The 21,686-nt window shown below is 67.7% G+C and carries 21 protein-coding genes and 2 tRNA genes; 10 read left to right on the forward strand and 13 right to left on the reverse strand.

Translation table 11 applies throughout. The features are described 5' to 3' along the window. The first annotated feature begins 51 nt into the window (after window positions 1-51). Complete coding sequence (locus BIV01_RS06475; protein ID WP_070417459.1) at window positions 52-306, forward strand: cell division protein CrgA; 255 nt, start codon at window positions 52-54, stop codon at window positions 304-306. 340 nt (window positions 307-646) lie between these two features. Here the strand turns inward: BIV01_RS06475 and BIV01_RS06480 are convergent, their stop codons facing one another. Together BIV01_RS06480 and BIV01_RS06485 are read right to left on the reverse strand one after the other, a co-directional pair. Further along, window positions 647-1,501: a rhomboid family intramembrane serine protease gene (locus tag BIV01_RS06480; protein ID WP_071294232.1), complete on the reverse strand. Its 855-nt coding sequence runs from the start codon at window positions 1,499-1,501 to the stop codon at window positions 647-649. A gap of 8 nt (window positions 1,502-1,509) precedes the next feature. After that, complete coding sequence (locus tag BIV01_RS06485) at window positions 1,510-2,049, reverse strand: peptidylprolyl isomerase (protein WP_070417461.1); 540 nt, start codon at window positions 2,047-2,049, stop codon at window positions 1,510-1,512. A 117-nt stretch (window positions 2,050-2,166) separates the two neighbouring features. On the opposite strand from BIV01_RS06485, the gene BIV01_RS06490 reads away from it, so the two are divergent. Then, window positions 2,167-2,739, forward strand: a complete 573-nt coding sequence (locus BIV01_RS06490) for a hypothetical protein (protein WP_083295136.1) — start codon at window positions 2,167-2,169, stop codon at window positions 2,737-2,739. A 523-nt stretch (window positions 2,740-3,262) separates the two neighbouring features. Here BIV01_RS06490 and BIV01_RS06495 read toward each other — a convergent pair. The 10 genes from BIV01_RS06495 to dnaA all read right to left on the reverse strand — a co-directional run bounded on the left by BIV01_RS06495 (window position 3,263) and on the right by dnaA (window position 14,632). Then, a tRNA-Ala gene (locus BIV01_RS06495) sits at window positions 3,263-3,335 on the reverse strand. A gap of 32 nt (window positions 3,336-3,367) precedes the next feature. After that, a tRNA-Ile gene (locus tag BIV01_RS06500) sits at window positions 3,368-3,444 on the reverse strand. A 76-nt stretch (window positions 3,445-3,520) separates the two neighbouring features. After that, window positions 3,521-3,928, reverse strand: coding sequence for a DUF3566 domain-containing protein (locus tag BIV01_RS06505; RefSeq protein WP_070417462.1), 408 nt, complete (start codon window positions 3,926-3,928; stop codon window positions 3,521-3,523). Beyond that, window positions 3,921-6,569 (reverse strand): DNA gyrase subunit A, encoded by a 2,649-nt coding sequence (gene gyrA / locus BIV01_RS06510; RefSeq protein ID WP_070417463.1) that lies wholly within the window; start codon window positions 6,567-6,569, stop codon window positions 3,921-3,923. The genes BIV01_RS06505 and gyrA overlap by 8 nt, the downstream gene beginning before the upstream one ends. A 117-nt stretch (window positions 6,570-6,686) precedes the next feature. Further along, window positions 6,687-8,690 carry a DNA topoisomerase (ATP-hydrolyzing) subunit B gene (gyrB, locus tag BIV01_RS06515; protein ID WP_070417464.1) on the reverse strand — a complete coding sequence of 668 codons (2,004 nt, stop codon included), beginning with the start codon at window positions 8,688-8,690 and terminating at the stop codon, window positions 6,687-6,689. Window positions 8,691-8,822: 132 nt separating this feature from the next. Beyond that, window positions 8,823-9,323: a DUF721 domain-containing protein gene (locus BIV01_RS06520; RefSeq protein WP_070417465.1), complete on the reverse strand. Its 501-nt coding sequence runs from the start codon at window positions 9,321-9,323 to the stop codon at window positions 8,823-8,825. Beyond that, window positions 9,323-10,558, reverse strand: coding sequence for a DNA replication/repair protein RecF (recF, locus tag BIV01_RS06525; protein WP_071302290.1), 1,236 nt, complete (start codon window positions 10,556-10,558; stop codon window positions 9,323-9,325). The genes BIV01_RS06520 and recF overlap by 1 nt, the downstream gene beginning before the upstream one ends. Window positions 10,559-10,588: 30 nt before the next feature. Continuing rightward, entirely contained in the window at window positions 10,589-11,476 is an 888-nt protein-coding gene (gene gnd, locus BIV01_RS06530) for a phosphogluconate dehydrogenase (NAD(+)-dependent, decarboxylating) (RefSeq protein ID WP_099051919.1), read from the reverse strand. 70 nt (window positions 11,477-11,546) lie between these two features. After that, window positions 11,547-12,692, reverse strand: a complete 1,146-nt coding sequence (gene dnaN / locus BIV01_RS06535) for a DNA polymerase III subunit beta (protein WP_070417468.1) — start codon at window positions 12,690-12,692, stop codon at window positions 11,547-11,549. 473 nt (window positions 12,693-13,165) lie between these two features. Beyond that, complete coding sequence (gene dnaA / locus BIV01_RS06540; RefSeq protein ID WP_070419317.1) at window positions 13,166-14,632, reverse strand: chromosomal replication initiator protein DnaA; 1,467 nt, start codon at window positions 14,630-14,632, stop codon at window positions 13,166-13,168. Between the two features lie 504 nt (window positions 14,633-15,136). Between dnaA and rpmH the strand changes: the two genes are divergently transcribed. From rpmH to BIV01_RS06580, 8 genes are all read left to right on the forward strand, one after another. Further along, window positions 15,137-15,274 (forward strand): 50S ribosomal protein L34, encoded by a 138-nt coding sequence (gene rpmH / locus BIV01_RS06545; RefSeq protein ID WP_058724833.1) that lies wholly within the window; start codon window positions 15,137-15,139, stop codon window positions 15,272-15,274. 39 nt (window positions 15,275-15,313) lie between these two features. Then, entirely contained in the window at window positions 15,314-15,676 is a 363-nt protein-coding gene (gene rnpA / locus BIV01_RS06550; protein WP_070417469.1) for a ribonuclease P protein component, read from the forward strand. Further along, window positions 15,673-16,053, forward strand: a complete 381-nt coding sequence (gene yidD, locus BIV01_RS06555) for a membrane protein insertion efficiency factor YidD (RefSeq protein ID WP_071294227.1) — start codon at window positions 15,673-15,675, stop codon at window positions 16,051-16,053. Before rnpA ends, yidD begins: the two co-directional genes overlap by 4 nt. 8 nt (window positions 16,054-16,061) lie before the next feature. After that, on the forward strand, window positions 16,062-17,036 hold the full coding sequence (gene yidC / locus BIV01_RS06560; protein ID WP_070417471.1) for a membrane protein insertase YidC: 975 nt from the start codon (window positions 16,062-16,064) through the stop codon (window positions 17,034-17,036). Then, complete coding sequence (locus tag BIV01_RS06565) at window positions 17,037-17,552, forward strand: Jag family protein (protein ID WP_175473651.1); 516 nt, start codon at window positions 17,037-17,039, stop codon at window positions 17,550-17,552. Next, entirely contained in the window at window positions 17,549-18,193 is a 645-nt protein-coding gene (gene rsmG / locus BIV01_RS06570; protein WP_071302291.1) for a 16S rRNA (guanine(527)-N(7))-methyltransferase RsmG, read from the forward strand. Before BIV01_RS06565 ends, rsmG begins: the two co-directional genes overlap by 4 nt. An 81-nt stretch (window positions 18,194-18,274) precedes the next feature. Next, the gene (locus BIV01_RS06575; RefSeq protein WP_071302292.1) at window positions 18,275-19,168 is read left to right on the forward strand and encodes a ParA family protein; all 894 of its coding nucleotides are present in this window, start codon (window positions 18,275-18,277) and stop codon (window positions 19,166-19,168) included. After that, window positions 19,168-20,148 carry a ParB/RepB/Spo0J family partition protein gene (locus BIV01_RS06580; protein WP_071302293.1) on the forward strand — a complete coding sequence of 327 codons (981 nt, stop codon included), beginning with the start codon at window positions 19,168-19,170 and terminating at the stop codon, window positions 20,146-20,148. Before BIV01_RS06575 ends, BIV01_RS06580 begins: the two co-directional genes overlap by 1 nt. Window positions 20,149-21,042: 894 nt before the next feature. Here the strand turns inward: BIV01_RS06580 and BIV01_RS06585 are convergent. After that, window positions 21,043-21,678 carry an ElyC/SanA/YdcF family protein gene (locus BIV01_RS06585; RefSeq protein ID WP_254791786.1) on the reverse strand — a complete coding sequence of 212 codons (636 nt, stop codon included), beginning with the start codon at window positions 21,676-21,678 and terminating at the stop codon, window positions 21,043-21,045. Window positions 21,679-21,686: the final 8 nt, after the last annotated feature.

Genomic DNA, 21,686 nt, shown 5'->3' on the forward strand with positions numbered 1-21,686 from the left:
GCGGCGGGCTGAGAGGCTTCCCACACCCGCGGTCACGGTAGGATACCGGCCATGGCCAAGGACAAGGACCGCACCAAGCCCGCCCGGACGACCCGAGCCGACTCGGTCGACACCGCGGGGGACCAGCCGAACCCCGTGTGGTTCAAGCCGGTCATGTTCGGTTTCATGCTCATCGGCCTCGCCTGGGTGATCGTCTTCTACATCTCGAACACGACCCTGCCGGTGCCGTCCCTCGGTTCGTGGAACATCCTCATCGGCTTCGGCATCATGTTCGTCGGCTTCCTGATGACCACGCGCTGGCGGTAGCACCCCGGCCACACACCTCCCGACGCCCGTCGCACCTGCTGGTGCGGCGGGCGTCGTCGTTCGTCCCGTTGTCCACAGTGCAGTCGCCCCGCCGTGGCCCTTGTCCCCACCTCCGCGCGCGTTCTCCACAGTTCTCCACGCTCTCCACACACCCATCCACACCCCCGTCCCGGAGTTATCCACAGCGGACTCCACAGTGGGGATAATCACATGCGTGTAACTCACCGCGTTCTCCACAGCTGTGGACAACTCGGTCGTGCACGTGTGGAAAAGCCCTCGCTGACGCACGGACGCCCCGCCGCTGAGCGACGGGGCGTCCGGTGGTGCTGCTGTGCGGCTGTCAGCCGATCGTCACCGCGTACCCGACGGCGGTCAGGGCGATGCCCACGACCGCGGCGGCCACGAGCAGTGCGATCTGCAGCGGACGCTGGCGGATGTTGCGGGTCCGTGCGAACACGAACCCGACCACGAAGCCGCCGATGATCCCGCCGACGTGCGCCTGCCACGAGATGTTCGTGCCGGGCAGGAACCCCACGACGAGGTTGAGTCCCATGATGACCAGCAGCTGCACGGCGTTGTTGCCGAGACTGCGCTGCAGGACGAAGAACGCCGCGAACAGCCCGAAGATCGCGCCGGACGCTCCGACCACCCACGTGCCGGGGGCCAGGAACGTCACGAGCATCGACCCGAAGATCCCGGTGATGAAGTAGAGCGCCAGGAACCGCCACGCCCCGAGCATGTTCTCGAGCATCCGGCCGAAGATCCACAGCGCCCACATGTTGAACAGGATGTGGAAGAGGCCCGAGTGCACGAAGAGCACCGTCACCGCTCGCCACGGCTGCGAGGGCAGGAGCAGCGAGTTGTAGGCGAACAGGTTCGTGAAGAACCCGCCCGAGACCTGGTCGAGCAACCAGATCGCGACCGAGACGGCGACGATCACGACCGTCGCCTTCTGGTCGAGCATGGCGAAGCGCCGCCGGGCGACCGTCAGCCCGCTGGGGCCTCCGGACGCCCGACGGTTCGCCTGGAACTGCGCACGCTGCTCACGCACGCACTCAGGGCAGTGCACCCCGACCGCCGCCGGCGTCTGGCACTCCGGGCAGATCGTCCGCCCGCAGCGCTGGCAGAGCACGAAGCTCTGCCGGTCCGGATGCCGGTAGCAGGTGTTGTTCGGGTTGTACGCCTGATCGGTCACGTGGCGGCTCAGACGTCCTCGACGTCGATGCTCTGGATGACGACGTCCTCGAGCGGCTTGTCACGGCCGTCGGTCGCCACACCCTCGATCGCGTCGACGACCGCGCGGGACTCGTCGTCCGCGACCTCGCCGAAGATGGTGTGCTTGCCCTGCAGCCACGGTGTCGCCACCGTGGTGATGAAGAACTGCGAGCCGTTGGTGCCGCGGCCGCCCTGGATGCCGGCGTTCGCCATGGCGAAGATGTACGGGTTCTGGAAGGTGAGCTCCGGGTGGATCTCGTCGTCGAAGCGGTAGCCCGGTCCGCCGATGCCCTGACCGAGCGGGTCGCCGCCCTGGATCATGAAGTCCTTGATGATGCGGTGGAAGACGACACCGTCGTACAGCTTGTCGGTCGAGACCTTGCCGGTGCCGGGGTGGGTCCACTCCTGCTTGCCCGTCGCGAGGTCGACGAAGTTCTTGACGGTCTTCGGAGCGTGGTTACCGAACAGGTTGACGCGGATGTCGCCCTTGTTCGTGTGGATCGTTGCGACAGCGGTGTGCAGAGACATGTTCCGATTCTCGCATGTACTGCTGACGGTCAGACGGATCACACAGGTGAGGCTCCGTGACCTGTCAGGCACTGCGGTGGCAGGATGGGGGTCACGCCGTTCCGATGGAGGTACCAGATGACGACGATCGAGATCCCGCGCAAGCGCCGGAAGCAGATCAAGAAGCTCAAGGGCCAGACCGCCTCGCTCCTCGGCGAGCAGCGCAAGGTCCTCGAGCACGCGAACGCGATCCTTGCGGAGGCGCGGTCCCACGCCGTGGACACCGCTCGCAAGGACATCGCTCCGCGAGTGCAGAACGCGATCGACAACGGCATCCGTCCGGCTGTCGCCACGGGGGTGCACGCTGCCACGAGCGCAGCGCAGAGTGCTTCGCACCGCTTCCAGTCCGAGGTCGTCCCCGGACTCGTCGCGACGGCGGGCTCGGTCCTCAGCGTGGGTGACCTCGCGAAGGACCCCCGCGTCAAGAAGATCGTGAAGAACGCCCAGAAGAAGGGCAAGAAGGCCAAGAAGGCTGCGGAGAAGTACGTGCCGCACCAGAAGAAGGGCATCGGCTTCGGCGGTGTCGCGCTGATCGTGGTCGGTGTCGTCGCCGTGGCGGGTGCCGCCTACGCCGCGTACCAGACGCTCCGCGCGGACGACGACCTGTGGGTCGCCGACGACGCTGACACGGCGGAGAAGCCTGCCGCCTGACCTCCCGGTTCGCACGAAGGGCCCCGGCACGCGCCGGGGCCCTTCGTCGTCCGCGGGCCAGCGGCTCGGGGGCTTGGCCGGAGCAGCGAGCGGGCACAATACGTCCCGTTCACCGCGCCGAAGCGGCCGTTCGTGCCCACTCGGCGCCCGACGCACGGCATGTCGTCCCCGCTCACCGGCCCGGCGACGGACGGGAGGCGCGGGTCGGCCCCGCCCCGCGCCTCCCGTCCGCCGTCGCGTTCGGCCCACCCCGCCACGCGGCGAGGTCGCACGACCCGCCACGCACGTCCACCGGGGTCCACCCGGAGCCGTGTCGCGGTCGCACGACGCGCCGCTCACGTCCGCCGAGGTCTCAGGAACGGCCGTTCAGCCGGCGCGAGATGCCACAATCGGCAAACCTCGAGCCCGCAAGAACGTCGCGCAACGGAACCGATCGCGGAGCGGCGCGCCGAAGGCGCAGACGGACACGACGACCGAGCGAGGCGAAGCGAGAACGAGCGGAGCATCGCTCACGCCGAGGGAGTGGAGCCTGGGAGAATCGAACTCCCGACATCCTGCTTGCAAAGCAGGCGCTCTACCAACTGAGCTAAGGCCCCGTGACACCCATCGTACGGAGTGTCGGAGGAAGTGGTGGGGCTACAAGGACTTGAACCTTGGACCTCTTCGTTATCAGCGAAGCGCTCTAACCGCCTGAGCTATAGCCCCTCAGACCGGATGAAAGCCTACCGTACGGATCTCGCAGAACGAAATCGAGCCGGTCGGCCCATCCGGCCCGGGTGTGTCAGTTGTTCGTGAAGCCGACGAGCAAGCCGCCGGTGATCCGCACACTGAGGTTGTAGAGGACACTCACGATGGCGCCGAGCACGGTGCCGACGACCACGTTGAGGATGCCCACGACGATGGAGAACCCGAGCACCTGGCCCAGCGAGAACTGGTCCATGATCGAGTAGTTGTTCTGCCCGGTGACGTCCTTCAGCAGGGCGTCGATCTGGGTGAAGACACCGGTCTGGTTCAGGATGACCCACACCAGCGCGGTGGCGACGACGATCACGATCGAGCCGGCCAGGGCGATGAGGAAGCTGAGCTTCACCATCGACCAGAAGTCGACGTACACGAGCCGCAGCCGCACCTGACGGGTGCCGACGGGCCGCTTCGCCTTCTTCTGGAGCTTCTCGGCGACACTACTCATTGCTTGACTGGTCCTCTCCGGCCACGGTGTCCGTGGGCACTGTGTCGGCGGGGTCGGCGGCCGCTTCGTCCGGGCTGACCGTCTCCACCGGGCCCGCAGGCTCGATCTCGGCGTCGTCCTGGTCGTCCAGGTTCCGCTCTGTGTTCCGGGCCACCGCGATGATCCGGTCGTTCTCCGCGAACCTCGCGAAGACCACACCCATCGTGTCGCGACCCTTGGCGGGCACCTCGGCCACGGCAGACCTTACCACCTTGCCCGATTGCAGCACGACGAGCACCTCGTCGTCCTCGCCCACGATGAGAGCACCCACAAGGTCGCCCCGGTCAGCGGCCAGCTTGGCCACCTTGATGCCGAGACCACCACGGCCCTGCACGCGGTACTGGTCGACCGACGTGCGCTTGGCGTAGCCGCCCTCGGTCATGACCCACACGTAGCCGTCGTCCGAGACGACCCGGGCTGCGAGCAGCGAGTCGTCGTCGCGGAAGGACATGCCCTTCACGCCGGAGGTCGATCGACCCATCGGGCGCAGGGTGTCGTTCGTCGCGGTGAAGCGCAGCGACATGCCGTGCTTCGACACGAGCAGGAGGTCGTCGTGCTCGTCGACGAGGAGTGCCTGCACCAGGGTGTCGCCGTCGCGCAGGTTGATCGCGATGATGCCACCGGTGCGGTTCGTGTCGTACTCGGTGAGCGGGGTCTTCTTCACGAGACCGTGCGCCGTGGCGAGCACGAGGTACTGCGCCGCCTCGTAGTCGCGGATGTCGAGCACCTGCTGGATCTGCTCGTCCGGCTGCATGGCGAGCAGGTTCGCGACGTGCTGACCCTTGGCGTCGCGGCTGGCCTCCTGCAGCTCGTAGGCCTTGGCGCGGTAGACCCGCCCCTTGTCCGTGAGGAAGAGGAGCCAGTGGTGCGTCGTCGTCACGAAGAAGTGCTCGACGATGTCGTCGGCGCGCAGCTGCGCACCCTTGACCCCGCGGCCGCCGCGGTGCTGCGAGCGGTAGTTGTCGCTGCGCGTCCGCTTGACGTACCCGCCGCGGGTGATGGTGACGACCATCTCCTCTTCGGGGATGAGGTCCTCGATGGACATGTCGCCGTCGAAGCCGAGCAGGATCTCGCTGCGGCGGTCGTCGCCGAACCGCTCGACGATCTCCTCGAGCTCGTCGCCGATGATCGTGCGCTGACGCGTCTCCGACGCCAGGATGTCCTGGAAGTCGGCGATCTTGCGCTCGAGCTCCTCGGCCTCGTCGTGGATCTTCTGGCGCTCGAGGGCGGCGAGACGACGGAGCTGGAGCTCGAGGATCGCGCGCGCCTGGATCTCGTCGACGGACAGCAGGTCCATCAGGCCGGTGCGGGCCTCTTCGACGTCGGGCGACCGGCGGATGAGCGCGATGACCTCGTCGAGGGCGTCGAGCGCGGCCAGGTAGCCACGGAGGATGTGGGCGCGCTTCTCGGCCTCGCGCAGCCGGAACTGGGTGCGGCGGACGATGACGTCGATCTGGTGGTCGACCCACGCCGAGATGAACCCGTCGAGCGCGAGGGTGCGGGGCACGCCGTCGACGATCGCGAGCATGTTCGCGCCGAAGTTCTCCTGCAGCTGCGTGTGCTTGTACAGGTTGTTGAGGACGACCTTGGCGACGGCGTCGCGCTTGAGCACGATGACGAGGCGCTGACCGGTACGACCCGAGGTCTCGTCGCGGATGTCCGCGATGCCGGCGAGCTTGCCGTCCTTCACACCCTCGGCGATGCGGATCGCGAGGTTGTCGGGGTTCACCTGGTACGGGAGTTCGGTGACGACGAGGCAGGTGCGACCCTGGATCTCCTCGACGTTGACGACCGCGCGCATCGTGATCGAGCCACGACCGGTGCGGTAGGCGTCCTGGATGCCCTTCGTGCCGAGGATCTGCGCCCCGGTCGGGAAGTCCGGGCCCTTGATCCGCTGCATGAGCGCGCCGAGGAGCTCTTCACGCGTGGCGTCGGGGTGCTCGAGCGCCCACTTGGCGCCCGCAGCGACCTCGCGCAGGTTGTGCGGCGGGATGTTCGTCGCCATGCCGACCGCGATGCCGACGGACCCGTTGACCAGCAGGTTCGGGAAGCGTGCCGGCAGGATCGCGGGCTCCTGCGTGCGACCGTCGTAGTTGTCCTGGAAGTCGACGGTGTCCTCGTCGATGTCCCGGACCATCTCCATGGCGAGCGGCGCCATCTTGGTCTCGGTGTACCGCGGGGCAGCGGCGCCGTCGTTGCCCGGGGAACCGAAGTTGCCCTGGCCGAGCGCGAGCGGGTACCGGAGCGACCACGGCTGCACCAGGCGGACGAGGGCGTCGTAGATCGCGCTGTCACCGTGCGGGTGGAACTGCCCCATGACGTCGCCGACGACGCGCGAGCACTTCGAGAAGGCCCGGTCGGGACGGTAGCCGCCGTCGAACATCGCGTAGATCACGCGGCGGTGCACCGGCTTCAGTCCGTCACGGACCTCGGGCAGGGCACGACCGACGATGACGCTCATCGCGTAGTCGAGGTACGAGCGCTGCATCTCGAGCTGCAGGTCGACCTGCGAGATGCGGTCACCGGAGACGACGATGTCCCCGCTGTCGCCGTGGACGATCTCGGGCTGCTCGTCGGCGCCGTTCTCGTTGTCGTCAGCCATGTGGCTTCGTTCCCTTTCTGGACAGCCTGGAGGCTGTGGTTCCGTCAGTCGCGCCGGGCGCGACCACAGGTGGTCAGGACTGGTCCGCGCGGCTCACGCCGCGCCTCCAGGCCAGGATCAGATGTCCAAGAACCGGACGTCCTTCGCGTTCTGCTGGATGAACTGGCGACGGGACTCGACGTCCTCACCCATCAGCGTCGCGAAGACGCTGTCCACCGCGGCGGCGTCCTCGAGCGTGACCTGCAGGAGCGTCCGGGTGTCCGGGTTCATCGTGGTGTCCCACAGCTCCTTGTAGTCCATCTCGCCGAGACCCTTGTAGCGCTGGATCCCGTTGTCCTTCGGGATGCGCTTGCCGGCGGCGAGGCCGGCCTGCATCAGGGCGTCGCGCTCCCGGTCGCTGAACACGTACTCGTGCGCCGAGTTCGACCACTTCAGGCGGTAGAGCGGCGGCTGCGCGAGGTACACGTAGCCGCGCTCGATGAGCGGCCGCATGTAGCGGAACAGCAGGGTGAGGAGCAGGGTCGTGATGTGCTGGCCGTCGACGTCGGCATCGGCCATCAGCACGATCTTGTGGTACCGGGCCTTGTCCGGGTCGAAGTCCTCGCCGATGCCGGCGCCGAACGCCGTGATCATCGACTGGATCTCCTGGTTGGCCAGGGCACGGTCGAGGCGGGCCTTCTCGACGTTGAGGATCTTGCCGCGCAGCGGCAGGATCGCCTGCGTCATCGGGTTGCGACCCTGCACGGCGGAACCACCGGCCGAGTCACCCTCGACCATGAAGATCTCGGAGACCGTCGGGTCCTTCGACTGGCAGTCCTTGAGCTTGCCGGGCATGCCGCCCGACTCGAGGAGGCCCTTGCGACGGGTGGTCTCGCGCGCCTTGCGTGCGGCGAGACGGGCCTGCGAGGCCTGGATCGCCTTGCGCACGACGTCGCGGGCCTGCGTCGGGTTGCTCTCGAACCAGTGGGTGAGCTCGGTGCCGACGACGCGCTGGACGAAGCCCTTCGCCTCGGTGTTGCCGAGCTTGGTCTTCGTCTGCCCCTCGAACTGCGGTTCGCCGAGCTTCACGGAGATGACGGCCGTCAGCCCTTCACGGATGTCGTCACCCGTGAGGTTGTCGTCCTTCTCCTTGATGATCTTCGCCTCGCGCGCGTACTTGTTGACCAGGTACGTCAGCGCCGCGCGGAAGCCCTCTTCGTGGGTGCCGCCCTCGTGCGTGTTGATCGTGTTCGCGAAGGTGTGGACGCTCTCCTGGTAGGAGGTGTTCCACTGCATCGCGACCTCGAGCGCGATCTTGCGCTCCGGGTCCTCGGCCTCGAAGCCGATGACGTCCGGGTGCACCAGGTCGGCCTTCTTCTGGGCGTTGAGGTACTCGACGTAGTCGGCGAGGCCACGCTCGTAGAGGAAGGAGTCGTGCCGTGCCTCTTCACCCTCGGCCGGGGTGCGCTCGTCGGTCAGGGTGATCCGCAGGCCCTTGTTCAGGAAGGCCATCTGCTGGAAGCGCGTGCGCAGGGTCTCGTAGTCGAAGACGACGGTCTCGAAGATGTCGGCGTTCGGCCAGAAGGTGATCGTGGTGCCGTGGCCGTCGTCTTCCTCGTCCTTCGACAGGGGCGCGACCGGGACGCCGTCGGTGTAGCTCTGGCGCCAGACGTGGCCCTGCTGGCGGACCTCGACGTCGAGCTCAGAGCTCAGCGCGTTGACGACCGACGAACCGACGCCGTGCAGACCACCGGACACCGCGTACGCGCCGCCGCCGAACTTGCCGCCGGCGTGCAGGACGGTGAGCACGACCTGGACGGTCGAGACGCCCTCGGCAGCGTGGATCCCGACGGGGATGCCACGGCCGTTGTCGACCACGCGGACGCCGCCGTCTTCGCGGATGGTGACGTTGATCGTGTCGCAGTAGCCCGCGAGCGCTTCGTCGACGGAGTTGTCGACGATCTCCTGCACGAGGTGGTGCAGACCGCGGGGACCCGTCGACCCGATGTACATGCCCGGACGCTTCCGGACGGCTTCGAGTCCCTCGAGCACCTGGATCTGGTCTGCGCCGTACGCTGGATCGCTCTGCGGGGTCGCCTCGCCGGACGAGTTCTGTCGGTCGTCGTCAGATCCGGATGTCATTCGAAGGTGCTCCTGCCTGCGCGCGGAACACCCGCGCACTGCACCTCTCAGTCTACCGCAGGACCCCCTCCTCCGAGGGCGGATTCCGGCCGTGGACGGCCTTTTTTCGTCCTCCCGGACGATTTCGTCGCCCTACCCGTAAGTGTCGCGGGGACCGCGCCCCTGAACCGTCCTGGGACCGCGTTTCCAGGTGGGGGCGTCGGGGCCCGAAACCCGGATCGACTGCACCCCCGCCTCGGGGTGCCGCTCGGCGATGGTCGTCGTGACGGTGCTGCGCATCAGTCGGAGCTGGGTCGCCCAGGCCGTCGAGTCGCACCGGATGACGAGTGCACCGTCGTCGATGGTCACGGGTCGGGAGTGCTTCGCGAGTTCCTCGCCCACCACGGCGGGCCAGTCCACGAACAGCTCGGACCGCGCGAGGGGCTCGGTCCAGCCCAGTTCCTGCGCGAGCGAACCGACGACGTCACCGAGTCCGGCGGGCTCGCGACCGCGACCGTAGGGCACGGAATCGGGGTCGAGTCCCTTCATACGGCGCCGGCGCGCGTCGACGCCGCGCTTCGAGGGGTCGCCGAAGACGGCGCGGAGGTGCCGGTAGACCCGCGAGGGCTCGGTGGGTCTCGACGGTTTCGGCATCAGACGTCGGCCTCCGCCGGGTGGGCTCCCGGGTTCTCGGTCGGACTGGAGGCGCGGCTCGGCTCCGCCTCGTCGGTCACGATCGTGCCCGCTTCGATCCGGACCGTTTGCGCGGCCAGCTGCTCGGGCACGTCACCGAACACCGCCGCGGTGATGAGCACCTGCTCGTAGTCGGCGACCGCCCCGGCCAGGCGTTCCCGGCGCGACTCGTCGAGTTCGGCGAACACGTCGTCGAGGATGATGATCGGATCCCCCAGGCTCGACTCGGCGCGGAGGATCGACGCACTGGCCAGCTGCACGGCGAGCGCGAACGACCACGATTCCCCGTGACTGGCGTAGCCGCGGGCAGGTAACCCGTTCAGCTGGAAGAGGACGTCGTCGCGGTGGGGACCGACGAGCGTCAGGCCGCGGTCGAGCTCGTCGCGTCGACGCCGTTCGAGTGCCGCGCGGAACGCATCGGCAGCCGCGGTGACGGTGACCGGCTCGTCGGGTGTCCCGAGGACGGGATCCGTCGCGGCCGCGTCCTCCGGGTCGCCGCCGCGGACGCTCAGGACGCCGGTAATCGACGCCTCGTGCCGTTCGCCGGCGACGGTCGCGTAGGCCTCGGCCACGAACGGGGCGAGCCGCCGGGTGAGGTGGTCACGGGCGGCGATGATCTCGGCGCCGAACGCCACGAGACGCTCGTCCCAGACGTCGAGCGTCGCGAGCGAACCCGCCTTCGCACCGGTCGCCCGGGCCGACTTCAACAGGGTGTTCCGCTGCCGGAGCGTCCGGTCGTAGTCGGCGAGGACGCCCTGCATGCGCGGGGCGATCTGCCCGAGGAGCTCGTCGAGCATCCGGCGTCGGCCGGCCGGTTCGCCGCGGACCAGCGCGAGGTCCTCGGGAGCGAAGAGGACGCTCGTGCAGTAGCGCGGGAGCTCGCGGGGCTTGATGGCCGAGCGGTTCACCTGCGCCCGGTTCGAGCCGGTGCGGTTGATCTGGACCTCGGCGAGGATGCTGCGGTCCTCGTGCGCGAGCCGCGCGCGGACGATCGCCGCGTCGCAGCCCTGCCGCACGAGTGCCGCGTCCGTCGGGACCCGGTGCGACCCCAGGGTGGAGAGGTAGCCGATCGCCTCGACGAGGTTGGTCTTGCCCTGTCCGTTCCGGCCGACGAACAGGTTCGGCCCGCGTGCGAGGTCGACCTCGGCCTCCCGGTAGTTCCGGAAGTCCGTGAGTTGCAGGTGGTCGACGTGCACGCGGGCCGTGGCCGGGTTGCCCCGGTTGGACTACGCCTTCTTGACGGCGTGGCCGCCGAACTGGTTGCGGAGCGCCGCGACGGCCTTCATCGTCGGGGACTCGCTGCCCTGACGCGAGACGAAGCGGGCGAACATCGCCGCGGAGAGCGCGGGCATCGGCACCGCGAGCTCGATCGCCTCTTCGAGGGTCCAGCGACCCTCGCCCGAGTCGTCGACGTAGCCCTCGAGCTCGTCGAGCTTCGGGTCCTCGTTGATCGCGAGGACGAGGAGGTCGAGCAGCCAGGAGCGGACGACCGTGCCGCGCTGCCATCCGGCGAAGACCGCCGGGACGTCGTGGACGATGTCCTTGGCCTCGAGGAGCTCGTAGCCCTCGCCGTAGGCCTGCATGATCGCGTACTCGATGCCGTTGTGGACCATCTTCGCGTAGTGACCAGCGCCGACGCCGCCGGCGTGCGAGAAGCCCTCTTCGCGCGGGCCCTCGGGACGGAGCGCGTCGAAGACCGGCATGGCGAACTCGACGTCCTCGGGGGCGCCGCCCACCATGAGGCCGTAGCCGTTGTCCTTGCCCCAGACGCCACCGGAGACGCCGGCGTCCATGTAGCGGATGCCCTTCGCGTCGAGCTGCTTGGCGTGCACCTCGTCGTCGAGCCACTTCGAGTTGCCGCCGTCGATCACGAGGTCGCCCTCGCTCAGGACGTTCGACAGGTCGGTGATCACGTCGTCGGTGATCTTGCCGTGCGGGACCATGACCCACACGAGCTTCTTGCCCTCGGGGAGCGCCGCGGCGAGTGCGCCGAGGTCGGCGACGTCCGAGACGGCGGGGTTCGCGTCGTAGCCGGTGACCTCGATGCCTGCGTTGCGGAGACGGGCACGCATGTTGTTGCCCATGCGACCGAGGCCGACAAGACCGATGTGCATGATTTCCTCTTCTGTTCGTCGTCGCGCTGATGCAGGGGTGGCGCGTCAGCGCAGTGTTCGGCTGTTGCGCTTACCGCAGCAGGAGATTGGGCTGCAGCAGGTACCGGTATCCGTCCGCGGCCGGGGCCTCTTGCGAGGTCTGCCCGGTGATGAGCACCGGGCCCGGCTTGTTGGGGTTCTCCGTCTTGGTGAAGGAGATCCGGACGAACTCGGAGTGCACCGCGTTCAACCCGTCCAGGAGGAAGGCGGGCTTCAGCGAGACCACCGTTTCCTCACCGGTCAGCAACGCACTGATCGACTCTGACGCCTGCGCTTGTTCGGAACCGATCGCTTCGAGCGTGAGCCCGTCGACCGTGAAGGAGAACCGGAGGGCGGCTTCGCGCTCCAGGACGAGGGAGACCCGTCGGACCGCCTCGACCAGTTCCGCGGTGTTGATCACCGCGTGGTCCTGGACGGTCTCGGGGAAGAGCCGGCGGACCGGCGGGTAGTTGCCCTTGATGAGCAGCGACGTGACGGTCTTGTCGTCCGCGTGGAACGCGATGAGCTCGCGGTCGGACGAGCCGCTGATCGACACCGAGACGGTGGATGCCGAGCCGAACGTGCGGCCCACCTCTTGCAGGGTGCGGGCCGGGACGAGCGCGTGCAGCGGGTCGGACCCGACGCGGCCGGAGTCCCACGCGATGGTGCGGACGGCGACGCGGTAGCGGTCCGTGGCGATGAGCGACAGGTCGTTGTCGCCGACCTCGAGCTGGACGCCGGTGATCACGGGGGTGACGTCGTCGCGGCTGGCGGCGACGGCGACCTGGGACACGGCTTCGGAGAAGGCGTCGCCGGGGATGACGCCGGTCTGCTCGCCGATCTCGGGGAGCGTCGGGTACTCCTCGACCGGCATGGACAGCAGCGTGAAGTGCGCCGAACCGCAGGTGACCGAGATCTTCGAGTCCTCGGTGGTGAAGGTGACCGGGGCGTTCGGCAGGCGGCTCGCGATGTCGTTGAGGAGCCGGCCGGAGACGAGCACCGTGCCGGGGTCGTCGATCTGCGCGGCGATGGACGTCTGCGCCGAGACCTCGTAGTCGAACGACGAGAGCGTGAGTCGATCGCCGTCGGCGTGGATGAGGACGCCCGAGAGGATCGGGAGGGTCGTGCGCTGTGGGAGGAGCTTCACCGCGAAGGAGACGGCTTCGGAGAAGACGTCCCGGTTGACCTCGAACTTCACAGCTGGAACCCCTGTCGATCGGTTGGACTGTCCGGCCGCCCCATTGTGGCACAGCCCGGCGAGGCCCGGATTTCTTGTCATCCCGCCGTCCACAAGGTTGGCCCGCTGAGATCAATCGTTAACCAGGAGTAATGGTGTTAACGCCTGTGCACACTGTGGATAACCCTGTTAACACCGCTTGTCCACAGGGAACTACACACGTGTGAGTTGTGAGTGGTGTGTGGGCGGCGTCTGGATGAATGAATCTCATCTATCCACATCCATCCCCAGTCTCCACAGGTGGCCCCTCCGCTGTGAACAACCGACCGGCGTGTCCTCCACAGTTATCCACAGGCTTTCCACACTGTGTGAAGTCCGGCGCATGGAACCGTCTCAGATGGTGGATGCGCGCGGAAGCAGGCCGATCTGACGGTCGTCAGCCGCGCCTCCAGGGCCGTACCAGATGTGCGCAGCGCGACGCAACGCGACGTGCGTCAGCGGTAGCGACGGTCCTGCTTGATGCGGCTGGTTAGCTCGGTGACCTGGTTGTAGATCGAGCGACGCTCCTTCATGAGCTCCGCGATCTTCTTGTTGGCGTACATGACCGTGGTGTGGTCCCGGTTGCCGAAGAGCTGTCCGATCTTCGGCAGCGACAGGCTCGTCATCTCACGGCAGAGGTACATCGCGATCTGCCGTGCCGTGGCGATCGCCTGCGAGCGGGAGGACCCGTAGAGGTCGTCGACGGAGAGCTTGAAGTACTCCGCGGTGTGGTTGATGATGTCCGTCGGCGCGATCACGTTGTCGTCGTCGAGCGTGATGAGGTCCTTGAGGACCGTCTGCACCAGGGCCATGTCGACGGCCGTCCGGTTCAGGCTCGCGAACGCCGTGACGCGGATCAGGGTGCCCTCGAGCTCCCGGATGTTGCTCGACACCTTCGACGCGATGAACTCGAGGATGTCGTCGGGCACCTGCAGGTGGTCGGACTGCGCCTTCTTGCGGAGGATCGCGATGCGGGTCTCGAGGTCCGGCGCCTGGACGTCGGTGATGAGGCCCCACTCGAAGCGGGAGCGCATCCGGTCCTCGAACCCGGTCAGGTGCTTCGGCGCGACGTCCGACGTGATGACGACCTGCTTGTTGTGGTCGTGCAGCGTGTTGAAGGTGTGGAAGAACGCCTCTTGCGTGGAGTCCTTGCCCTGCAGGAACTGGATGTCGTCGATCAGCAGGATGTCGATGTCGCGGTACCGCTGCTGGAACTGGTTCGACCGGTTGTTCGCGATCGAGTTAATGAAGTCGTTCGTGAACTCCTCGCTGGACACGTACCGCACCCGGATCCCCGGGTAGAGGCTCTCGGCGTAGTGGCCGATCGCGTGCAGGAGGTGGGTCTTGCCGAGGCCCGAGTCGCCGTAGATGAAGAGCGGGTTGTAGGCCTTCGCCGGCGCCTCGGCCACCGCGACCGCCGCCGCGTGGGCGAAGCGGTTCGACGAGCCGATGACGAAGTTGTCGAAGTTGTACTTGGGGTTGAGCCGGGACTCGGGGCGACCGCTGGTCCCCGGGGAGTCGATCTGGCTCGGGACGAACGGCGCCTCGATGTACTGGCGGGGGGCCGCACTCTGCTCGACGGCTTCCTGCACCGGCTCGGCGTACTCGGGGACGTTGCTCGTGACCTGCGTGTCGACCCGCGGCTCGGACGCCATGTCCGGGTTCACCGTGATGGCGAAGTTCGCGACGGTGTCGTCACCGATGCGGGAGACGGCCTCGGTGATCGGGATGCGGATCCGCTGCTCGAGCATGCCGCGGGTGAGGTCGTTCGGCACCTCGAGGTAGAGGGTGCCGGCGAGCACGCCCTTCGGCTCGACCAGGTTGAGGAAGCCGTGCAGCTGCGGGGTGATGCGGTCGTCCTCCGAGAGGAGTCCGAGGACGGATGACCAGAGGTCCTCGACGGGGTCGGCCGGCATCGTCATGTCGCGCTCGTCTCCTGATGTCGTGTCGTGCTCGTCGCTGGTGCTCGTCTGCACTGGGTGTCCACCGCCGCCGGACGGACCGGCGCAGCGTCGACCGCCGGATCGTTCCTGGCGGGTCGTCGTGAGTCCGGGTGGCATCGTCGACGTCCCGGACACGTGTCGTCCCGCATGGTGGTCCACAGGGTTGTCCACAGTCTTGTCCACGACCGGCGCGAGCCGCACGACGAGGGGAATCCCCCGTCGTACCGGGCCGCTGGCCGGTCGATCACCCCACTGTAAAGGACTCGAGCGCGTCGTACCGAACGCACGTTTTCCCCAATGTGGATAATGAACGTGCGCACCGCTCCCGCGGTCGGGTCGACGACGGCGTTTGACCTGCTCGCCCCTGTCACGTACCGTTAACCAGTTGACTGCGGCCGTTCGGTCGCGCCCATCTGCGTCGTTCGGCACCGAGCGACTACACATACGTGACGGCTCGCCGCGAGCAGCCGTGTGGAGAACATCATGAGCAAGCGCACCTTCCAGCCGAACAACCGCCGCCGCGCCAAGAAGCACGGCTTCCGCGCCCGCATGCGCACCCGTGCCGGCCGCGCCATCCTGGCCGCACGTCGCGCCAAGGGCCGCACCGAGCTCAGCGCCTGATCAGGCTCCCCGCCTGATCTCGTCCTCCGGTACCGACTCGTGTTGGCCCGCGCCAACCGGATCGTCCGAGGTGACGACTACCGGTCCGTCGTGCGTCGTGGTCGCAGAAGCGCCACGGCGCACGCCGTCGTATCGGTGGTTCGTCGCACCTCGGACGACCCGTCGAGCGGTACCGGTCCGACCCGGTTCGGGTTCATCGTCGCGAAGACGGTGGGCAACGCCGTGACCCGGAACCTGGTCAGGCGTCGCCTCAAGGCGATCGCGCACGGACTGCTCGCCGACATCCCCGTCGGCTACGACGTGGTGGTCCGCGCACTGCCAGCCGCTGCGCAGGCCGGATGGCCTACCCTGCTCGAAGACGTCTCGCGCTCCTGTGCGCGTGGTGTGGAGAAGGCAGCATGAACCGCAACCTGTGGACCCGGCTCGCCTGGGCCGTCGCGTTGCTCCCGCGCAACGTGTGCGTCATCGTGCTGCGCGCCTACCGTGCCGTGATCTCACCGCTCTACGGCAACGTCTGTCGGTACCACCCCTCGTGCTCCCGGTACGCGCTCGAGGCGATCCAGCAGTACGGCGTCGTCCGCGGATCCGCCATGGGTGCATGGCGCATCGCACGGTGCAACCCCTGGGCAGCCGGGGGCATCGACGACGTCCGTGCACGGCGTCGCCCCTACGACGTCAACCGGTTCGGGTTCGTGCTCGCACCGACCCAGCCGCAGCCGCAGCCCACGGGTGGTTCCACCCTGCCGGTCCTGCTCCCCCAGCGCACTCGAAAGGCGTGACAGTCCCCATGGACCTCGGATTCATCGGAACGATCCTCTGGCCGCTCAAGTGGGTGGTCTCGGCCATCCTCGTGGGCTTCCACTGGATCTTCGAGAGCATCGGCATGGACCCCGGAGCCGGCATCACCTGGGTGCTCTCCATCATCTTCCTGACCTTCGTGGTGCGCGCCGCGCTCATCCCGATCTTCGTGCGCCAGATCAAGTCGCAGCGCCGCATGCTCGAGGTGGCGCCGCAGCTCAAGAAGATCCAAGAGAAGTACAAGGGCAAGAAGGACCAGTTCTCGCGTGAGGCCATGAGCCGCGAGACCATGGCGCTGTACAAGGAGACCGGGACGAACCCGCTGAGCTCCTGCCTGCCGCTGCTGATCCAGATGCCGATCTTCTTCTCGCTGTACTCGGTGCTGCACGAGGCGCAGATCAACAAGACGGGCATCGGCCTGCTCACGAACGACCTCGCCGCGTCGTTCGGCAACGCATCGCTCTTCGGCGCTCCCCTGCACGAGACGTTCACGAACGCCTCCGGCTGGGAGGTCCGGGTCATCGCCGGCGTCATGATCGTCGTGATGACCGCCTCGCAGTTCATCACCCAGCTGCAGCTCGTCGCGAAGAACATGTCGCCGGAGACCAAGGAGTCTCCGATGTACCGCCAGCAGAAGATGATGCTGTACATCCTCCCGCTGGTCTTCGTCATCTCCGGTCTGTCGTTCCCCCTCGGCGTCATGTTCTACTGGCTCGCCTCGAACGTCTGGACGATGGCGCAGCAGTACTTCGTCATCCGCAGCATGCCGACCCCCGGCTCCGAGGCTGCACTCGCTCGTGAGGCACGTCTCGCGAAGAAGGCGCAGCGTCGCGGTGCCGCCACCCCGGTCCTCGCCGAGGCCGGTGCCGGTGCCGGTGCCGCCGAGATCGAGGCCGTCCGCGTGACGACCCAGCGGCAGCAGCCGGTCGGCAAGAACCGTGCCAAGAAGAACGGGAAGAAGTAAGTGACCGAGCAGGACACCGCGGACGCCGTGGACACCACCGTCGACACCTCGACCGCGACCGTCGACGACGACGCCCGCGACGAAGCCGACATCGCGGCGGACTACATCGAGGAACTCCTCGACATCTGCGACCTCGACGGTGACATCGAGATCGAGGAGCGTGCGGGCCGCGTGTACCTGTCCGTCACGGACGAGGGCGACGCGCTCCGCGTGCTGTCGAAGCCGGACACCGTCTCGGCCCTGCAGGAGCTCACGCGCATCGCCGTCCAGGCCGAGACCGGCGAGTTCAGCAGGCTGATCCTCGACGTCGGCGGCTCGCGCGATGCTCGTGCGTCCGAACTGCAGCGCCTCGTCGACACCGCCATCGAGCGCATCGAGGCGGGTTCGACCACGGCTGCACTCCCCGCGATGTCGTCGTACGAGCGCAAGCTGGTCCACGACCTGGTTGCCGAGAAGGGCTTCCACTCGGAGTCCGAGGGTGAGGGTCGGGACCGCCACACGGTCGTCACCCGATGACCGAGACCGCGCCTCCCGTCCTCGAGACGGAGCCGGCGGCTGCTGCGACGCTCTTCGGCGATCGCATCGACCTGGCGCGTTCCTTCACGAACGAGCTTGCTCGACGCGGTGAGGAGCTCGGCCTGATCGGCCCGCTCGAACTGCCGCGCTTGTGGACGCGACACATCCTCAATTCTGCGGTGCTCGCTCCACTCCTGGAGGAACGGGGCCGGGTCGCGGACGTCGGTTCCGGTGCTGGACTCCCCGGCTTGGTGCTCGCGATCGCCCGGCCGGACGTGCACCTCACGCTCATCGAACCGATGGAACGGCGAGTGGATTGGCTGACGTCGGAGGCCTCGCGCCTCGGCCTCGACAACGTCGAGGTCGTCCGTGCCCGTGCTGAGGACGTCGCCGACGACATCGTGGTCGACCAGGTGACTGCGCGAGCGGTCAGCGCGTTGTCGAAGCTGATCCCCCTGACCGTGCCCCTGGTTCGATCCGGTGGCCAGCTCATCCTCATGAAGGGCGCCCGCGTCGAGGACGAGATGGAGAAGGCTCGGAAGGTCATCCTCCGGAAGCGTCTCGCCGATGTCGAGGTGCTCGAGCTCGGAGTCGGTGTGGTCGAGGAGACCACGCGCGTCTTCCGGGCTACAGTTGACTGACGCCGCGGCTCGGGCCGGTTCGACCGGCCACCAGTGGCTCCGCGTTCCACGTGAAACACCGAACCGGGGAAGAGGCACTCGTTGAGTTCATCGACCGATTACGACGCGTCGACACCGCTCGCCCGTGAGATCGCTGATCTGAACCGTCGTCGCCGTGCGATCGCGACGCAGCAGTTCCCGCTGCCGCCGAAGACGCGCGTCTTCACGGTGTCGAACCAGAAGGGTGGCGTCGGCAAGACCACCACCACGGTCAACCTCGCCGCTGCGTTGGCGCACGGCGGAGCCCGCGTGCTGGTGATCGACCTCGACCCGCAGGGCAACGCGTCCACGGCGCTCGGTGTCGACCACCAGGCCGAGGTCCCGAGCATCTACGACGTGATCGTCGACGAGGCACCGATCGCCGACACGGTCCAGCGCTCCCCCGAGTCGGACACGCTCTGGTGCGTACCGGCCACGATCCACCTCGCCGGCGCCGAGATCGAACTGGTGTCGCTCGTCGCCCGCGAACAGCGCCTGCGGACCGCGCTGGACCAGTACCTCGAGTCGCTGGACGAGCCGTACCACTACGTCTTCATCGACTGCCCCCCGTCGCTCGGGCTGCTCACGATCAACGCCTTCGTCGCAGCGCGCGAAGTCCTGATCCCGATCCAGTGCGAGTACTACGCGCTCGAAGGGTTGAGTCAGCTGCTCCGGAACATCGAGCTCATCGAGCGGCACCTGAACCCGAACCTCGCCGTGTCGACCATCCTCCTGACGATGTACGACAGCCGGACGAACCTCTCCAACCAGGTCGCAGCAGACGTGCGGGAGCACTTCGGCGAGCAGGTGCTCGAGGCCGTGATCCCCCGATCCGTCCGCGTCAGCGAAGCCCCGAGCTACGGGCAGAGCGTCGTTGCGTACGACGTCAACTCAACCGGCTCGCTCTCCTACCTGGAGGCGGCAGCCGAGATCGCAGCACGAGGAGCGCAGCACTGATGGCACCGAAGCGAACTGGACTCGGACGGGGCATCGGAGCCCTCATCCCGACGGCGTCGGAGCAGCAAGACCGCCCTGTCGACGTGTTCTTCCCGACCGGTGGATCGCCGGCGTCCGCGCCGCTCGTCGACGGTGGGACCGCAGAGGAGCTCGTCGCGGTTCCCGGCGCGCGTCTGGCGAACCTGAACCCCCTCGACGTCGTGCCGAACGCGCAGCAGCCGCGCAAGGAGTTCCGCGAAGAGGAACTGCAGGAACTCGTCCACTCGATCCGCGAGATCGGTGTCCTGCAGCCGATCGTCGTGCGCCCGATCGCCGGCGCCGCTGGGACGGAGCCGCAGTACGAGCTGATCATGGGTGAGCGCCGACTTCGCGCCACCAAGGAGCTCGGGCTGAGCACCATTCCGGCCATCGTCAAGGACACTCCCGACGATGCGATGCTCCGTGATGCCCTGCTCGAGAATCTCCATCGCGCGAACCTCAACCCGCTCGAAGAGGCTTCGGCGTACCAGCAGCTCCTTGCGGACTTCGGGATCACGCAGGAACAGCTCGCCCAGCGGATCGGCCGTTCGCGTCCGCAGATCACCAACACGATCCGTCTCCTGCGACTCCCCTCCCCCGTCCAGCGGCGTGTGGCAGCTGGTGTGCTCTCGGCCGGACACGCACGTGCGATCCTCGCTGCGCCCGACGCCGAGGCCATGGAGTACCTCGCAGAGAAGATCGTCAACGAGGACCTGTCCGTCCGGGCCGCCGAGTCGATCGCGCAGCAGCTCGCGGCGAAGACGCCGGTGAAGCCCAAGGCGGAGCCGTCCAAGCGGCAGGTGCACTTCAACGACCTGGCGGAGCGGCTCGGGGATCGGTTGAACACGCGGGTCAAGATCGCTGTCGGGGCGCGGAAGAGCTCGGTGACGATCGACTTCGCGAACGGGGATGACCTCAACCGGATCCTCGGGGAGCTCGGTATCGAGGACGTCGCGGGCTGACGTTCCGCCGTCGCCTGGCGCGGAGGTCTCTGTGCGGCGCTGTGCGGCCGCCTGCCGGCTCGACGGCGTCGCCGGGTCCGTGGGTCTGACGGCAGGTCTACTGGGCCCTGAGTGAGCCTGCTGTGGCCTCTCGGGTATCCCGTTGTTCGGGGGCCTGATCGTACAGCAGCGTTTCACGTGGAACATCGAGTCGAAGCGCCGAGGGTGGCTCGTTCGGCCAGCAGGCGCCGTTCTCTCCGATCGTGGCACCGTGCCCGCCCCCGCCGGAGCCGTCGTACCGAGCGATCTCGCCCCTGCACGGAGCAACCAGATGCGGCCAGGCGTCGAAGTCAGTGGCTCGCGTGTTCCCGCCGTGACGGTCATCCGGGCCGCGCATTCGCGGTGGGGTGATCGAGCGGTTTCGGCGCGTCTCGAATCCCGCCTCGAGCCCGGCTGCACGTTCGCACGCGCGTGGGTGGCGGGAGACGTTGAGGCGGAATGTAGGAAGACCCGCACGATACGAGGAGGAGTTGGCCCCCGGGGTTCCTTCGCGGCAACGGCGCGATCCGTGATGGGCGGGGCGCTCGGGCCGGGCCGCTCCCCCGTTGGTCGATGAGCTGCGAATGATCTCCTCGGCGCTTGGCACGGAGCCCTCGGTCTGCGAGCCGCTGCGAAGAGCTCCTGCTCGAGTGCGATGAGATGGGCGCGGGCCAGCTGAAGGCTCCGTCTCCCTCATGCGTGACGGCCGCACGCAGGGATCCCGCACCCGTCCCTGCATGCATGGAAGTGAGGGCTGTGGCTCCGGGCCGACTCGCTCTGTGTGCGGCCCTCCGGCGGCGAGTGTGGACCGCGGACAGGTCGAGGCCGGCGTCTTGCGCGCGGGCTTGGGGGAATGTTCCACGTGGAACGGGTGGATCAGGCTGGAGGTTTCACGTGGAACACGGCACGAAGCTTGCACAGCCCGACGGCAGCGAACACGGGCTTCAGCAGGCTCATCTCTCCGAACCGGTAGTCATCGGCAGCAACGAGCCGCTCAACGAGCTCCGGTCGCTGACACCCGAGGTAGATGCGCGCCTTCTCAGCGTGCAACCCGTTCGATGCGAAGGCGACCCATTCCGCCGACTCAATCCACGGGAATGCGTTCCGGACGTTCTCCCACGTCGAACGACTCTCCGACTCGATCGATACCGGGCCATCCCACCCGATGCAGTTCTCGATGTAGTCGCGGAGGAGCACGGCCTCCGCGACCGTCCCAAGCACCGCTCCCCCACTGCAGAGGATCTGAGCGGAAGCGCCGGCAGCGCGAGCCGAGCGTGCTGTGCGGACAGCGATCCGGGCCCGCCATCGATTCACGACGTTGACGCGATGGCTCCGATTGCCGAACCCCAGGACGACGACGAGCCCAGTGGAGCCCTTCGTTGGTCGTGGAAGCCGTCCTGCCCGAAGAGCGGCCCGCCAGTGCACGGCTTCGCCCACGGCCAGTGTCCCGAGGCCCACGGCCGCCAGGACGGCGGCGAGGGATGTTCCACGTGGAACGTGTCGGCATCCCACGATCGCAG

This window comes from Curtobacterium sp. MCBA15_013 (assembly GCF_001865095.1).
Taxonomy (GTDB): domain Bacteria; phylum Actinomycetota; class Actinomycetes; order Actinomycetales; family Microbacteriaceae; genus Curtobacterium.

Coding starts and splice junctions, on each gene's coding strand:
- gyrA (WP_070417463.1), bottom strand. CDS start 6,569: ATGGCTGACGACAACGAGAACGGCGCCGACGAGCAGCCCGAGATCGTC.
- rsmG (WP_071302291.1), top strand. CDS start 17,549: ATGACCGAGACCGCGCCTCCCGTCCTCGAGACGGAGCCGGCGGCTGCT.
- BIV01_RS06580 (WP_071302293.1), top strand. CDS start 19,168: ATGGCACCGAAGCGAACTGGACTCGGACGGGGCATCGGAGCCCTCATC.
- yidD (WP_071294227.1), top strand. CDS start 15,673: ATGAACCGCAACCTGTGGACCCGGCTCGCCTGGGCCGTCGCGTTGCTC.
- BIV01_RS06520 (WP_070417465.1), bottom strand. CDS start 9,323: ATGCCGAAACCGTCGAGACCCACCGAGCCCTCGCGGGTCTACCGGCAC.
- gnd (WP_099051919.1), bottom strand. CDS start 11,476: ATGCACATCGGTCTTGTCGGCCTCGGTCGCATGGGCAACAACATGCGT.
- BIV01_RS06490 (WP_083295136.1), top strand. CDS start 2,167: ATGACGACGATCGAGATCCCGCGCAAGCGCCGGAAGCAGATCAAGAAG.
- dnaA (WP_070419317.1), bottom strand. CDS start 14,632: ATGACGATGCCGGCCGACCCCGTCGAGGACCTCTGGTCATCCGTCCTC.
- BIV01_RS06485 (WP_070417461.1), bottom strand. CDS start 2,049: ATGTCTCTGCACACCGCTGTCGCAACGATCCACACGAACAAGGGCGAC.
- BIV01_RS06505 (WP_070417462.1), bottom strand. CDS start 3,928: ATGAGTAGTGTCGCCGAGAAGCTCCAGAAGAAGGCGAAGCGGCCCGTC.
- gyrB (WP_070417464.1), bottom strand. CDS start 8,690: ATGACATCCGGATCTGACGACGACCGACAGAACTCGTCCGGCGAGGCG.
- BIV01_RS06475 (WP_070417459.1), top strand. CDS start 52: ATGGCCAAGGACAAGGACCGCACCAAGCCCGCCCGGACGACCCGAGCC.
- rpmH (WP_058724833.1), top strand. CDS start 15,137: ATGAGCAAGCGCACCTTCCAGCCGAACAACCGCCGCCGCGCCAAGAAG.
- yidC (WP_070417471.1), top strand. CDS start 16,062: ATGGACCTCGGATTCATCGGAACGATCCTCTGGCCGCTCAAGTGGGTG.